Here is a 13,127-nt window from a genome sequence, read left to right as displayed (position 1 = left end):
GTCGACCGCGGCCAACCCCGCACCAACACCTACCACCACCCCGAAAAACTCCTCCACCCCGACAACAACGACGACGACGAAGACGAAGGCGAAGGCGAGCAGGCAGCGTCCTAGCGGTCAGCCGGGCTGGCCGGTGATGGCTGCCATCGTCGCCTGGGGAACGATCGGCCCGGCAATGGTTTTCGGCTACCGGGCCGGTCACGCGGCAGCGACCGGGGAGTCGGTCGAACCTGAAATAGGCTGCGATCTCGCCACTAAGTGTGGTCTTCGTTGTCGGGCGGGAATCGCTCGGAGCTCAAAACGACGACCGCCGCATAGTTGCGCGGTAGGGGGAATTTCCCAAATCCAGCTGCCGCTCAACTCGCAAGCGCATAGGCTGCCATCGGTCTAGCAACATCAGCAACAGAAGGAGCCTTGGGCGGATGTTCGTCCGTGCTGCTCTCATCGCGGCAGCGATCTTCGCCGGTGAATCTGCGGTCGCTGGGATCGGTTTCGCGGGGCCGGTGCGCGCGGACGCCGTTGACGATGCCTTTCTCCAAGACCTCGATAACCACGGCGTTCAGTACGGGGACCCCGTGGACGCGATGCGTGTGGCCATGGTCGACGTCTGCGGCCGACTGGACTCCCACCCCTGGGAATCGATCAGCGATGTTGTTTCCGGCGTGGCGACCAACAACAACTGGTCGAACGCCGACAGCGCTTACTTAACTGGGGCGGCCATCGCGGCCTACTGCCCGCAGTACAAAGCCCTCGTCGATGCACCTCCGACGGACACGCCGAACGCGTCGACCGTCCCGGTCGTCTAGGCGGCAAGGGGCGGGAAAGACGCCGCACCTGCCCATCACCGATGCGCCCGTCGCGCTGGGCGGCCGCAGTCCCACTCATGCGTACTCGCCGCGATGTGGCTACTGAAACTGAAGTCACAGAAGGGCGTTACAGATGACAACGGCCTCGGCTAGCTGAACGCGCTGGTGATGGCTTCCATATCGAAGTAGTCACGCCACGCGACGATGCGGTCGTCGCGCACCTCGAAGACGCCCATCACCGGCAGGGGGACGGTTTGGCCGTCCTTACGGCGCATCACGTCGGTGCGCTCGTTCATCACCAGGGTGCCGTCGCTGATCTGCCGGTGCACGTTGAAGTCGATGCCGTCGAATGCCGCGAGGAACCCCGCGATGAAGTCTCTTATCGCGTCTCGGCCGTGCAACGGCTGCATCGGGATGTTGTGGTACACAGCGTCTTCGGTGAAGTACCCGGCCAGCTCGTCGGGGTCAGGCGACGCCCAACGGGCGCAGAATTCGGTTACCAGATCAGCGGCCGAGCGTGTCATATTTTCATGCAACACACCGATAAGCGGTAAATCAAGGCCGCATTCAGTCGAAGGTGACGACGACCTTGTCGGCGGCACCGGGTGTGGCGGCCATCCGCAGCGCTTCCGCCACGTTGTCGAACGGGACGGTGTGGCTCACGATGACGGCGTACTTCTCCCAGTTGGCGATGATGTCCTTGGTGACGTCGAAGATCTCCGTCGGGTAGCCCATCGACCCGACGATGGTGACCTCGTTGCTCATCACGTTGAGAAAATCGACGGGCACCGGTTCCTTGTGTACGGCGACCACCACGAGCCGTGCTCCCGGTTTGGCCGCCGCCAGGGCCGCGGTGATCACGGCCGGCGCGCCCGCGGCGTCCAGGTAGATGTCGGTGCCCGCCTTGCCCGGAAACATCGACTCGCCGGCGCCGTGGAGTTCGACCAGGCGTCGCGCGACGTCCTCGTCGGCGGAATTGATGACCGCGTCGGCCCCTACCTTGAGGGCCTTCTCCAGCCGGGACGGGATCAGGTCGACGACGGTGACATGCTGTACCCCAACCGATTTGAACCCGATCGTCGCGCCGAGCCCGATCGGGCCGGCGCCGAACACGACGGCCTTGTCGGAGGGCTTCGGCGCCGCCTGGTTCACCCCGTGCCGCGCCACGGCCATCGGCTCGTTCAGCGCGGCCACCTCGAACGGTATGTGGTCGGGCACCACTTCGAGGCTTTCGCCGCGAACGGCCCGCTCGATCAGCAGATAATCCGCCAGCGCGCCGCTCGCACCGCCGTTGCCGATGATCCCGCTGGGGGCGACCATCGGGTTGATGACCACGTGGTCGCCGATGGCGATGCCCGCCACGTCGTCGCCGACCGCCACGACTTCGCCGGCCGGTTCATGCCCGAGCGGCATGTGCCCCTGCCGCGGCGGTAGTCCGCCCAACGCGACGTACAACGCATCCGACCCGCAGATCCCGCAGGCCCGCATCTTCACCAAGACGTCGTTGGGGCCCACGCGGGGTTCGGGCGCCTCGACGACCTGCGTCTGCCCGGGACCGGTCACCATCGCGACTTTCATTGGTGCGCTGTCATTCTGCCCTCGGCGACAACAGCTTTTCGGCGGCGGTATAGGCGTCGGCGTCGCCGTCGACCACCGCCTCGGCGAGCCGGTCAAGATCCGGCCGGGTACGCAGCAGCGTTTGAGCCAGCGACAGCATCTGCGCGCGCGCCCGCGCCACCCGGCGCTCCCGGCTGTCGGTGCGGTGGTGATCGTCGATGGCGGCCACCAGATCCGCGACACCGTCCCCCCGGGCGGCGACGAGGCTCACGATCGGGGCGCTGGTTTCGGCGCGCAGATCGCGCACCGTCTGTTCGGCGCCCTCACGGTCGGCCTTGTTGACCGCCACGATGTCGGCGACCTCCAGCACGCCGGCCTTGGCGGCCTGCACCGCGTCTCCCGCCCCCGGGTTGAGGACGACGATGGTCGGGTCGGCGACGGCGGCGATCTCGATCTCCGACTGCCCCACCCCGACTGTCTCCAGCAGCACCACGTCGTATCCGATCGCGCCCAGCAGCCGGATGGCCGCCGGAACGGCGGCGGCCAGACCCCCCACGTGACCGCGAGTGGCCACCGAGCGGATCAGGACGTCGGAGTCGTTGATGTGGGCGGTCATTCGGATCCGGTCACCCAGCAGCGCGCCGCCGCTGAAGGGCGACGACGGGTCCACCGCTAGCACTGCAACCCGGCTGCCGCGTGCGCGGTAGGCGCCGACCAGGGCCCCGATCGTCGTCGACTTACCGGCTCCGGGAGGTCCGGTGATGCCGATAACGCGGACCGTCGACGGTTCGAGAACCGCCAGCACCTCGTCGCGGCGTTCGCCCTCGACCAGGCTGAGCAACCGACCCGCCGCGCGCGGAGATCCGTTGCGCGCGCCCGCGATCAGGTCGGGGATCGTCATGTGCGCATTATGGCGCAGCGACCTCGATGACGGTCGCCGAACCCATTCCGCCGCCGGCGCACATGGCCGCGACGCCTATTCCGCCGCCGCGACGGCGCAACTCGTGCGCCAGGGTGACCAGCATCCGGGCCCCGGTCGCCGCGACGGGGTGCCCCAGCGAGCAGCCGCTGCCGCTGACGTTGACCTTGTCGGGGTCCAGGTCGAGCAGCTTGATGGTGGCCACGCACATGGCCGCGAAGGCCTCGTTGATCTCGAACAGGTCCACGGCCGACACTGAAAGACCCGCTCGGGCAAGCGCTTTCGGTATGGCGTCCACCGGCGCCAGGCCGGTGATGGCGGGGTCGACGCCGACCGACGCCCAGGACCGCACGGTGGCCAGCGCGGGCAGGCCGAGCGCGTCGCTCGCGATGATCAGCGCCGCCGCACCGTCGTTGGCGCCGCAGGCGTTGCCGGCGGTGATGGAGAAGCCCTCGATCTCGGGATGCAGCGGCTTGAGCGCGGCGAGCTTTTCCATGGTGGTGTCGCGCCGCGGATGCTCGTCGACCGAGAACAGCCCGTGCGGCGTCTCGATGGGAACGATCTCCTCCTTGAAGCGGCCCTCGTCGATGGCGGCGATCGCGTTGCGGTGCGACCGCAGCGCCCAGGCGTCCATCTCCTCGCGGCTCACGCCCGCCTTGACCGCGGCGTTCCAGCCCACGGTGATCGACATGTCCATGTTCGGGGCGTCGGGGCGGTCCGGGTGCGTCGGCGGGAACCAGTCCACCCAGTCGCCGTCCACCTGCATGCGCGATCGCGGCGACGTCGAGGCCGAGTTCACCCCACCGGCGATGATCAGCTGATCCATCCCCGCGCGCACGCTGGCCGCCGCGCTCTGCACCGCCGCCTGACCGGCCGCGCAGTGCCGGTTATTGGCCAGACCCGGCACCTGGGGCAGCCCCGCCGTGATCGCCGCGTGGCGGGCGACGACGCCGCCCCCGTAGAGGCCCTCGCCGAAGATCACGTCGTCGACCTGCGCCGGGTCCAGATCCTTGACCGCCTCGCTGACCACGTGGTGCGCGAGGTCGAATGCGCTGGTGTCGCGCAGCGTGCCCTTGCGGGCGGTGCCAATCGGCGTGCGCAGGGCGGACACGATGACGGCTTCGGGCACGGGCTTCTCCCCTTCGGCGGGCGCGACGCGGCGGCGTGGCCGGGCGCGCGGTCATGAGAATCCTATTCTCTCATTTCGAGAGCGAGAGTTGCAAGGAGGGGCGGGCGCGCCAGCAGACGCAGAATCGCACACCGTGGCGCCGAATCGTGCGATCCTGCGTCTGCTCGCCAATCGATGAGGAGGCATGTCGGCAATGGAAGGGACTACGGCGGTCCCGGGCGGCAGCGTGTGGTTCGAGCGGGTGGGTGAGGGCGCGGGCCTTCCGCTCCTCGTGGTGCACGGCGGACCGGGCCTACCGCACGACTACCTGCGTTCGCTCGAACGGCTGGCCGACGAGCGCGAGGTCGTTTTCTGGGACCAGCTCGGGTGCGGACGGTCCAGACGGCCGTCCAACACCCAGCTTTGGACGATGGGACGCTCGGTGGCCGAAATGGACGCGGTGGTGCACGCGCTGGGCCTGGACCGCTTCCATGTCTTCGGCAACTCCTGGGGCGGAATGCTGGCGCAGCAGTACGTGCTTGACGTGGCATCCGATGCCGCCAGCCTGACCATCTCCAACAGCATCGCGTCGATACCCGAATTCTCGAACATGGTGGCGCGGTTGAAATCCGAGCTGGACCCGGCGACTCAGTCGGCCATCGACCGCCACGAAGCGGCCGGCACGACCTATTCGGCCGAATACCAGGCCGCCATCCGCACCTGGAACGAAACCTATCTGTGCCGCGTGCGTCCCTGGCCCAGGGAACTCGAGGAAGCGTTCAGGAACATGGGAACCGATGTCTTCGAGACGATGTTCGGCCCGAGCGACTTTCATATCGTCGGGACCATCCGCGACTGGGATGTGTTCGGCCGGCTAGGCGAGATCACCTTGCCGACAATGGTTCTCGCGGGGCGGTACGACGAGTGCGTGCCGGAGCACGCATGGGAAATGCACCAGCGGATTCCCGGTTCACGGTTCGAGCTGTTCGAGTCGAGCGCTCACATGCCCTTCATCGAGGAGCCGGACAAGTTCGATTCGGTGATGCGTGACTTTCTGCGGGCGCACGACTGATCAGTTCTTGCCCTCGTTCAGTTTGGTGACGATCGTCCGGAAGTCCTCGGTCGTGAACGACTGGTGCTCCGCCGAAAGCGCATAGTCCAGGCTGGCCAGAACCGCGCGCTCCAGATGGATGTTGAGCACCCTCTTGGTGCTCTCGACGGCTTGCTGGGGCAACTCGAGAATCTTTTTGGCGCAGGCGATCGCCTCGGCAACGGGGTCCGCCGCCACGTGGTTGGCAAGCCCGAGTTCGACGGCGCGCCGCGCTTTGATTCGCGTCCCGGTCAGCGCGTACTCCTTGGCCAGCAGCAGGCTGATGTGCAGTGGCCAGGTCAGCGGTCCGCCGTCGGCGGCCACCAGCCCCACCTGCACGTGCGGGTCGGCCAGGAAGGCGTCCTCGGCGATGTAGACGATGTCGCTCAGCGCGACCAGGCTGCAGCCGAGCCCGACGGCCGGCCCATTGACCGCCGCCACCACGGGAATTCGGCAGCGCGCCATGCCGAGCACAATCTCGCGCCCGTCCCGGATGGTCTTGGCGCGCAGGTCCGCGTCGGCCGACAGCTCCTTGAGGTAGGCGAAATCGCCGCCGGCCGAAAAGGCCTTGCCCGCGCCGGTGATCACCGCGGCGCGGGCCGTGGGGTCGTCGGTCAAACGCTGCCACAGCCGCGCGAGCCCCACATGAAGGTTGTCGTTGACCGCGTTCAGGTCGTCCGGCCGGTTCAGCGTGATGATCCGAAGCGCCCCGTCGGCACGGACGTCGATTTCGGCTGGCATGTCGTACATTCAGACTCCCAATCCCAGGATTCGCGAGGCGATGATGTTCTTCTGTATCTGCGAGGTCCCGCCCATCACGCTCTGCGCGCGACTGTACAAGTAGGCGCTGAGCAGGTCAGGGTCGCGGGTCCCGGCCACCGCCAGCGCGGCGTGCCCGACGGACTGCTCGACCCAGGTCATCAGCAGCTTGTCGAGCGAGCCTTCCGGGCCGTGCGAGACCCCGTCCAGCTGCTCGGACAGCCGGCGCCGGACATGATGTGTCAGCATCTCCGACTCGACCGCCGCCCAGGCGAGCTCGTCGGACACCGCACCCTCGTTGCGTTCGAACAGGTTTCGGACCAGCTTGCCGTATCGGGCCGCGTAGCCGAGCGTGGAGGGTTCGCGCTCGTGCCCGACGACGGTCATGGCGACCGCCCACCCTTCACCGGGCGCACCGACCATTCGCTCCGCGGGCACCGTGGCACCATCGAAGAACACCTGACCGAACTCGTTGGTGACCCCGTTCATCATGCGCAGTGGCCGCTGTTGCACGCCAGGCTGTTTCATGTTGAGCACGAACGCCGACAGGCCGCGGTGGCGCTTGGCCTCGGGATCGGTGCGCGCCAATAGCAGACACCAGTCGGCGACATCGGAGTAACTCGTCCAAATCTTGTGTCCGTGCACCACATAGGTGTCACCCTCGAGCGTGGCGGTGGTGGTCAGCGATGCCAAATCGGAGCCGGCGCCGGGTTCGCTGAAGCCCTGGCACCACCGCTCGGTGCCGTTGATGATGCCGGGCAGGAAGCGTTTGCGCAGCTCGTCACTGCCGTGCCGACCGATGCCGTACACCAGGTAGCCCACGCTCGGGCGTGGCGGGGCGCCGGCGCGGACCAGCTCCTCGTCCACGATGACGTCGTACACCGGCGCCAGCTCCTGGCCGCCGTAGTCGCGCGGCCATGACAGGCCGAAGAAGCCGTTGTCGTAGAGGGCCCGATGCCAGTCGGCCATGCGCTCCCAGTACTCGTCCCCGGAACCGGAATATTGCTTGGCGTGCAACGCAAGCCAAGCACGCAGCCGCTCGCGGAAGGCGGCCTCGTCCGGCGAATCACGAAAGTCCAAAGTCGATCTCCTTCAGCGTCACGGGCCAGAGTTCGGTCGATGTCAGCGCGCGGCGCAGGTAGACGTGGATCAAGCACTCCCAGGTGTTGCCGATGCCGCCGTGGACCTGCACGGCGGTCTCGCACACCGTGCGGGTGGCCCGGGCGCAATACACCTTCGCGACCTGAGCGGCCCTGATCGCTTCGGGCGGCGCGAGCTCGTCGACACCCCACGCCGCGTGGCGCAGCACGCTGACCGAGCCCTCAATCAGCGCAAGGCTTTCGGCGAGCAGGTGCGCGACGGCCTGATACGACCCGATCGTCTTGCCGTACTGCTCGCGGATCTTCGCGTAATCACAGGCGACGGCGTGGGCGCCCCGGGCGATGCCGACCAGGTCCGCCGACGTGGCGACCAGCGCGAGGGACTGCCAGCGCGCCGCGGCGTCGGGCGTCACTTCGCCGACGGCCGCGGGCGATCCCGCCAGGTCAGCCTCGATGCGCGTCAGGTCGGCGTCGGTTCGGGTCCCGTTCAGGTCGGCCGCCAGAACGCTGTCGCCGGAAAGCAACAGGGCACGCCGGGCGCCGCGAGCGTCGATCACCCGGTTGTCGACCGCGACGGTCGCACCCGCGCTGTCGGCGCCGAGGTGCCGGGCCAAGTCGTCGGCCAACACCGGGCCCAGGAACGGCGCGTCCACGAGCCGGCGCCCGAATTCCTCCGCGACGATGGCCACCTCGACGCCGGAGGCGCCGTCGGAGCGCAGCGACCTCCACCCGGTCGCCTCAATCTGCTTGTCCAGCCGCGCGATTCGGGCCTCGTCCTCGAGGTCCTGCACGGCAGCGAGCCCAAGGTCGTCGGCCAGCTTGGCCGCGGCGTCGCGAAGCTGCCGTTGTTCAGACGTCAGACGTACATCCATAAGTCTCCTTCAATACGCGGCGCAGCACCTTGCCCGAGGGCAGGCGCGGGATATCGTCGACGAACACGACCCGGCTCAGGCGTTTGTACGAAGCTAGCCTCTCGCCCACCCGGGCCGTGAGCTCGCCCGGATCGACGTGCCCGCGCGCCGCCACCGCCGCGACGATCGCCTCGCCGTTGATCCCGTCGGGGACGCCGAACACCGCGCAGTCCTTCACGGCCGGATGGCCGTGCAGCACCGTCTCGATCTCGGCCGGTGCCACCTGGAAGCCGCGCACCTTGATCATCTCTTTGAGGCGGTCGGTGATCCGCAGCCAGCCGTCGTCGTCCAGCCAGCCGACGTCGCCGGTGCGATACCAGCCGTCGCACATGGCCTCGGCGGTCGCCTCGGCCGGCAGGTAGCCGGCCATCAGCGACATCGACCGGGCCTGGATCTCACCCACCTCTCCCGCCCCGACGGGACGGCCGGTCTCCAGCGAGACCACCCGGACGTCCACCCCCGGCACGGGGTGCCCGACCGAGTCAAGCCGGGCTTCCCGCAAGGGATTACACGCGATGACTGGCAACTCCGTGGTGCCGTAGGCGGGGACCCAACCGACGCCGGTGCGGCGGGTCACGGTCTCGGCGACGCTCGGACTGACGGGCGTCGCCCCCCACATGATGAAGCGCAGTGAAGACAGGTCGTAGGACTCGAGGTCGGGATGCGACGCAATGGCGAGCGCGATCGGGGCGACCGCCATTTCGACTGTGATGCGGTCACTTTCGATGTGCCGCAGCATCCGGTCGACGTCGAATCGCGGGTGCAGCCGCATCCAGGCGCCGGTTCGCAGGGCGGTGAGGATGTTGAGCAGCCCGAGAATGTGTGACGGCGGCGTGGCGACTTGAATGCGGTCCCGCCGGGTCAGCTGCAGGGCCGCGCGCCAGTGCCCGACGGCCTCGTCCAATGCGGCGTGGGTGTGCCGCACCGCCTTCGGCAGCCCGGTGGTGCCGGAGCTGAACACCAGCACTGCGTCGGCCCGAGGCGGCAGCGGCCCGGCCACCGGCTCCCCGGGCGGGATCGGTTCGTCGAGGTGCAGCATCGGCATCAGGCCGGCCAGTACCGGATGGTCACCGACGGCGTGCACCGGCTCGGTGAGCCCCAGCGCGTGGTCGACCTCGTCGCGCTTCCATGCGGGGCTGATGAGGACGGCCGTGGCGCCGAGCCGCCAGATCGCCAGCAGGACGGCGACGAACTCGGGACGGTTCGACGCCATGACCGCAACCCGCTGACCGGCGATGACGCCGCGTTTGGTCAGCGCCGCGGCCAGGCCGGCGGCCAACGCGTCGAGCTGAGGCAGGCCGAATCGCCGTTCCTCGAACACGAGCGCCGGCGACTCGCTCACGTCTCGTCCCTTCCAACAGCCGTCTTGAGAAGACCCTATCGCTCTGTGAGAATAGTATTCTCTATACTGAAGAATGCAAGTACGGGAGGGGGCGGTCATGGTGACGGTCACCACGATCATCGAGGAGACTCCACGGGTGACAGATCCCGCATCCAAGAACGGCGGCGAGGTCGGTACGGTGACGATCCACCTCGACCGCAAGAAGGTGACGGTGCCGCGGGTCCCCGGCGAGACGCTGCTGGAGAGCGCCCGGCGGGCCGGCCTCGAGCCGCCCTTCAGCTGCGAGGCCGGCAACTGCGGCACGTGCATGGCCCTACTCGAGGAAGGCCACGCGACCATGCGGGTCAACGACGCTCTCGATGACGACGAAGTGGCCGAGGGCTACATTTTGACGTGCCAGGGCGTGCCCGACAGCGACTCGGTCACGGTGCGCTACGAGTAGTGGTCACAGAGAGGCGGCGACGATGGCCAAGGGAATCATGCTCGTGGAGAGCGTGCCCAGTTCGCCCGATCGCGAGGACGAGTACAACACCTGGTACGACGAAGTCCACATACCGCAACTGCTGGAACTCGACGGCATCGTCGCGGCGCGCCGGCTGCGCCCGGTCGACGGGAACGGGCCGTACGTCGCGATCTACGAACTCGAGGGCGACGACCTGCAGGCAATCCTGGACAACATGATCGCCAACGCCGGCCAGCTGCACATGTCCGATGCCCTGCAGCTGAACCCGGCGCCCGTCCCGCGGCTGCTCGAAACGACCATCGAGTGTGGCGGCTAGCCCAGTTCGGCCAGCGCTGGGGCGAGGCGTTCGAGTTCGCTTATGCCAGAAGCGAACTCAACGCCGATCGGCAGCAGGAGTGTGACATGATCGGCGCCGGCGGCCAGGTGGTCGCGCGCCGCCGCGGCGATGCCCGCCGGCTCGATCCCGTCGGCGACGGACACGCCGACAACCAACAGCTTGTCCGGACCTAGCGACTCCCGCGCCCGCCCGGTGAACTCCGGGGCCAGCATCGCCGGCAGCGCGCCGTCGGCGATGTCACCTGCCAGCGCAAGCATTTTCGGGCCGTTGGCGGCGATGATCCGCGGGTAGGGTGCGTCGGGCGCGGGCGGCGACGTGGGGCTGTCCATCCGGTTCACGTAGTCGCGCATTGTGGCCAGCGGGCTGCCGAATTCCCGGCCGACGCCGGCCGCCTGCTCCGGGTAGCCCACCCCGAGTCCGAGCACAAATCGGCCCGGGTAGGCCTGCGCCAGTTGAGCGGCCGCGGCGTGCATCGTCTGAGCGGGGCGGGCCCAGATGTTTGCGATGCAGGTGCCGAACACCATCCGCTCGGTGGCGGACAGCAGCACCGCCAGTTGCACCATGGCGTCCTTGCCGATCACTTCGTTGGTCCAGGCGGCGCGGTATCCGGCACGTTCCAGCCGGCCGACGGCGTCGCGCAGCGAATCGGCGGGCGGATTGCTGGTGAACGAGACCGGCAGGCATACGCCCACCGATCCCAACGCCCGCCGCGCGGCATCGACACCGTTGTCCCTCTCACTCATTGAAGTAGTGACCTTCGTCGAGATCCTCGAGAAGGCCTGGCCTTTCGGGTTTCCAGTCCAGCACCTCCTGCGTGAGCGCGCTCGACGTCGGGTTGTCCAGCGATGCGAACAAAGCGAGAAAGCCGAAATGTCCGGCCTCTTCGGCCGGGATGCTCACCGCCGGAACGTTCAGGTGGCGGGCGACGACGTCAGCGATGTCGCGGAACGGCACCCCTTCGTCGGCAACCCCATGCAAACGCGTTCCGGCGGGGGCCTTTTCGAGGGCCAGCCGGTACAGGTGCGCGGCATCCAGGGTGTGCAGGCCGGGCCAGCGGTTGGCTCCGTCGCCGATGTAGGCCGACACGCCCGTGTCGCGCGCGGTGCTGATGAGGTGGTGCGCGAAGCCGTGGTGATCTAGCTCGCTGTGCACCAACGGCGCGAGCCGAATGACGGAAGACCGCACCCCGCGCTCGGCCAGGCCGATCACCGCGTTCTCCGAGTCGATTCGCGGTCCGCTGGGCAACGTGTCGTTTTCCGTCGCGACACGGCCCGGTGCGGCAAAGGCGAGCAACAGGGTTCCCGAGGTGCCCACGAAGGGCTTGTCGGTGCCGACGAGCGCCTCACCCATGGCCTCGACGGCGCGCAGATCGGCCTGCGCCGCGCCCGCGAAGTCGTCCCAGGCGTGCTTGAACGCGAGGTGGATGACGCCGTCGGCCGCGGCGGCGGCGTCTCGCAGGCCGTCGAGGTCATCGAGATCGCCCCGGTGCGCCACGGCGCCGGCCGCCGTCAACGCGGCCACTCCCTGGTCCGAGCGCGCCAGGCCGGTGACTTGGTGGCCTGCGTCGAGGAGTTCGGCGACGACCGCGGAGCCGATGTGCCCGGTGGCGCCGGTGACGAAGACGTGCATGGAAGTTCCCTTCTGTCCCCTGATGTCCGTGCCATCAAGTCAAGGACGAGCCTGCGCGGGATGTCCAAGTCCTGATTCATATGACGCGATGCAATTCAGGTATCACGGCAGCTTGGGACGGCTGTTGGCGAACATCGCCCCGAACGCCACGGCTACACTTGGCGCATGAGTGGCTCGGAACCGACGGTCGTGGATCTCGACCTCCGGCTGGTGGGCTACTTCGTCGTCGTGGCCGAGCACCGGCACTTCGGCCGGGCGGGCGCCGCGCTGCGCGTCGCGCAACCGTCGCTGAGCCGGCAGATTCGCCGGCTGGAACAGCAACTGGGCGCTCGGCTGCTGGACCGCACGCCGCAGGGCACCCGGCTCACCGAGGCGGGCGAGGTGTTCCTGCCCCGGGCCAAGGCGCTGCTGCGCGCGGCCGCCCAGGCGACGGCGGAGGCCCGGGCCGCCGCCCAGCCGAGCCGTCTGGTGATCGGCTATACGACGGGCATGATCGTCACGCCGGCGGTGCGGGAGCTGCGCCGCGAGCACCCCGACGCGGATGTGCAAGTGACACACCTGGATTGGGATAAGGCGCGTGATGCGCTGCTCGACCATCGGGTGGACGCGGTGGTCACCCGGTTGCCGTTCCCCACCGACCAGCTGCACGTGACGGTGCTGTACGACGAGCCGCGGGTGCTGGCCGTGCCGGTCGATCATCGCCTGGCGGGCCGGGAGTCGGTCACCCTCGACGACATCGCCGACGAGCCGATGCCGCGGGTGCGGCACTCCGATCCGGCCTGGAGCGCATTCTGGCGCGTCGACCCTCGCCCCGACGGGCGCCGCGCGCCCGATGGTCCGTTCATCGACGCGCTCGAGGACAAGTTCGAACTGATCGCCTCCGGGCAAGCGGTGGCGATCATGGCGGGCCTTCACGGCAACAGCCTGCGACCCGATATCACCACGATCCCGCTGGAAGGGGTCGAGCCCAGCCACGTCGTGCTGGCAACTCGCGCCGGCGACCGTGGCCGCCTCCTGGCCGCATTCCGCAAGCTCGCCGAAGCGCACCTGAAGCCTTGACGCCGAACGTCGACTTGTTGCGCAGAATTGGCGATTTTCCCGCCACA

At 68.4% G+C, this 13,127-nt stretch carries 15 protein-coding genes; 5 read left to right on the top strand and 10 right to left on the bottom strand.

Annotated elements, in window-relative coordinates; translation table 11 throughout:
* Positions 1–422 precede the first annotated feature (422 nt).
* Complete coding sequence (locus tag AWB89_RS18545; protein ID WP_085175629.1) at positions 423–806, top strand: DUF732 domain-containing protein; 384 nt, start codon at positions 423–425, stop codon at positions 804–806.
* Between the two features lie 149 nt (positions 807–955).
* Here the strand turns inward: AWB89_RS18545 and AWB89_RS18540 are convergent, their stop codons facing one another.
* From AWB89_RS18540 to AWB89_RS18525, 4 genes are read right to left on the bottom strand one after another with little or no spacing between them, the layout of a single operon-like run.
* Complete coding sequence (locus AWB89_RS18540; protein ID WP_085175627.1) at positions 956–1,330, bottom strand: SgcJ/EcaC family oxidoreductase; 375 nt, start codon at positions 1,328–1,330, stop codon at positions 956–958.
* A gap of 43 nt (positions 1,331–1,373) precedes the next feature.
* Positions 1,374–2,384: a zinc-dependent alcohol dehydrogenase gene (locus AWB89_RS18535; RefSeq protein WP_085175625.1), complete on the bottom strand. Its 1,011-nt coding sequence runs from the start codon at positions 2,382–2,384 to the stop codon at positions 1,374–1,376.
* Between the two features lie 10 nt (positions 2,385–2,394).
* The gene (locus tag AWB89_RS18530; protein WP_085095497.1) at positions 2,395–3,264 is read right to left on the bottom strand and encodes an ArgK/MeaB family GTPase; all 870 of its coding nucleotides are present in this window, start codon (positions 3,262–3,264) and stop codon (positions 2,395–2,397) included.
* A gap of 7 nt (positions 3,265–3,271) precedes the next feature.
* On the bottom strand, positions 3,272–4,411 hold the full coding sequence (locus tag AWB89_RS18525) for a thiolase family protein (protein ID WP_085175623.1): 1,140 nt from the start codon (positions 4,409–4,411) through the stop codon (positions 3,272–3,274).
* 193 nt (positions 4,412–4,604) lie between these two features.
* On the opposite strand from AWB89_RS18525, the gene AWB89_RS18520 reads away from it, so the two are divergent.
* Positions 4,605–5,462: a proline iminopeptidase-family hydrolase gene (locus AWB89_RS18520; protein ID WP_372515192.1), complete on the top strand. Its 858-nt coding sequence runs from the start codon at positions 4,605–4,607 to the stop codon at positions 5,460–5,462.
* Here AWB89_RS18520 and AWB89_RS18515 read toward each other — a convergent pair whose 3' ends face one another.
* Genes AWB89_RS18515 through AWB89_RS18500 form a run of 4 tightly spaced genes read right to left on the bottom strand, consistent with a single transcriptional unit; the run spans position 5,463 to position 9,592 of the window.
* On the bottom strand, positions 5,463–6,230 hold the full coding sequence (locus AWB89_RS18515) for an enoyl-CoA hydratase/isomerase family protein (protein WP_085175619.1): 768 nt from the start codon (positions 6,228–6,230) through the stop codon (positions 5,463–5,465).
* Entirely contained in the window at positions 6,231–7,319 is a 1,089-nt protein-coding gene (locus tag AWB89_RS18510) for an acyl-CoA dehydrogenase family protein (protein ID WP_085175617.1), read from the bottom strand.
* The gene (locus AWB89_RS18505) at positions 7,306–8,211 is read right to left on the bottom strand and encodes an acyl-CoA dehydrogenase family protein (RefSeq protein WP_085175672.1); all 906 of its coding nucleotides are present in this window, start codon (positions 8,209–8,211) and stop codon (positions 7,306–7,308) included. Before AWB89_RS18505 ends, AWB89_RS18510 begins: the two co-directional genes overlap by 14 nt.
* The gene (locus AWB89_RS18500; RefSeq protein WP_085175615.1) at positions 8,189–9,592 is read right to left on the bottom strand and encodes a class I adenylate-forming enzyme family protein; all 1,404 of its coding nucleotides are present in this window, start codon (positions 9,590–9,592) and stop codon (positions 8,189–8,191) included. The genes AWB89_RS18505 and AWB89_RS18500 overlap by 23 nt, the downstream gene beginning before the upstream one ends.
* 100 nt (positions 9,593–9,692) lie before the next feature.
* On the opposite strand from AWB89_RS18500, the gene AWB89_RS18495 reads away from it, so the two are divergent.
* The gene (locus tag AWB89_RS18495; protein WP_085095901.1) at positions 9,693–10,034 is read left to right on the top strand and encodes a 2Fe-2S iron-sulfur cluster-binding protein; all 342 of its coding nucleotides are present in this window, start codon (positions 9,693–9,695) and stop codon (positions 10,032–10,034) included.
* A gap of 22 nt (positions 10,035–10,056) precedes the next feature.
* Complete coding sequence (locus AWB89_RS18490; protein WP_085175613.1) at positions 10,057–10,371, top strand: EthD domain-containing protein; 315 nt, start codon at positions 10,057–10,059, stop codon at positions 10,369–10,371.
* Here AWB89_RS18490 and AWB89_RS18485 read toward each other — a convergent pair.
* Together AWB89_RS18485 and AWB89_RS18480 are read right to left on the bottom strand one after the other, a co-directional pair.
* Positions 10,368–11,135, bottom strand: a complete 768-nt coding sequence (locus AWB89_RS18485) for an LLM class flavin-dependent oxidoreductase (RefSeq protein ID WP_085175611.1) — start codon at positions 11,133–11,135, stop codon at positions 10,368–10,370. The genes AWB89_RS18490 and AWB89_RS18485 overlap by 4 nt on opposite strands.
* Positions 11,128–12,021: an SDR family oxidoreductase gene (locus tag AWB89_RS18480; RefSeq protein ID WP_085175610.1), complete on the bottom strand. Its 894-nt coding sequence runs from the start codon at positions 12,019–12,021 to the stop codon at positions 11,128–11,130. Before AWB89_RS18480 ends, AWB89_RS18485 begins: the two co-directional genes overlap by 8 nt.
* Positions 12,022–12,186: 165 nt before the next feature.
* Here AWB89_RS18480 and AWB89_RS18475 point away from each other — a divergent pair, with 165 nt between their 5' ends.
* A complete protein-coding gene (locus AWB89_RS18475) occupies positions 12,187–13,080 on the top strand; it encodes a LysR family transcriptional regulator (protein WP_085175608.1) in 894 nt (297 codons plus the stop codon).
* Positions 13,081–13,127: the final 47 nt, after the last annotated feature.

This window comes from Mycobacterium paraense (assembly GCF_002101815.1).
GTDB lineage: Bacteria > Actinomycetota > Actinomycetes > Mycobacteriales > Mycobacteriaceae > Mycobacterium > Mycobacterium paraense.
This window is presented reverse-complemented; position numbering and strand designations above follow the sequence as displayed.

Bases quoted from the DNA above. Each gene is read 5' to 3' on its own strand.
- AWB89_RS18545 (WP_085175629.1), top strand. From the start codon at position 423: ATGTTCGTCCGTGCTGCTCTCATCGCGGCAGCGATCTTCGCCGGTGAA.
- AWB89_RS18540 (WP_085175627.1), bottom strand. From the start codon at position 1,330: ATGACACGCTCGGCCGCTGATCTGGTAACCGAATTCTGCGCCCGTTGG.
- AWB89_RS18535 (WP_085175625.1), bottom strand. From the start codon at position 2,384: ATGAAAGTCGCGATGGTGACCGGTCCCGGGCAGACGCAGGTCGTCGAG.
- AWB89_RS18530 (WP_085095497.1), bottom strand. From the start codon at position 3,264: ATGACGATCCCCGACCTGATCGCGGGCGCGCGCAACGGATCTCCGCGC.
- AWB89_RS18520 (WP_372515192.1), top strand. From the start codon at position 4,605: ATGGAAGGGACTACGGCGGTCCCGGGCGGCAGCGTGTGGTTCGAGCGG.
- AWB89_RS18515 (WP_085175619.1), bottom strand. From the start codon at position 6,230: ATGTACGACATGCCAGCCGAAATCGACGTCCGTGCCGACGGGGCGCTT.
- AWB89_RS18505 (WP_085175672.1), bottom strand. From the start codon at position 8,211: ATGGATGTACGTCTGACGTCTGAACAACGGCAGCTTCGCGACGCCGCG.
- AWB89_RS18490 (WP_085175613.1), top strand. From the start codon at position 10,057: ATGGCCAAGGGAATCATGCTCGTGGAGAGCGTGCCCAGTTCGCCCGAT.
- AWB89_RS18485 (WP_085175611.1), bottom strand. From the start codon at position 11,135: ATGAGTGAGAGGGACAACGGTGTCGATGCCGCGCGGCGGGCGTTGGGA.
- AWB89_RS18480 (WP_085175610.1), bottom strand. From the start codon at position 12,021: ATGCACGTCTTCGTCACCGGCGCCACCGGGCACATCGGCTCCGCGGTC.
- AWB89_RS18475 (WP_085175608.1), top strand. From the start codon at position 12,187: ATGAGTGGCTCGGAACCGACGGTCGTGGATCTCGACCTCCGGCTGGTG.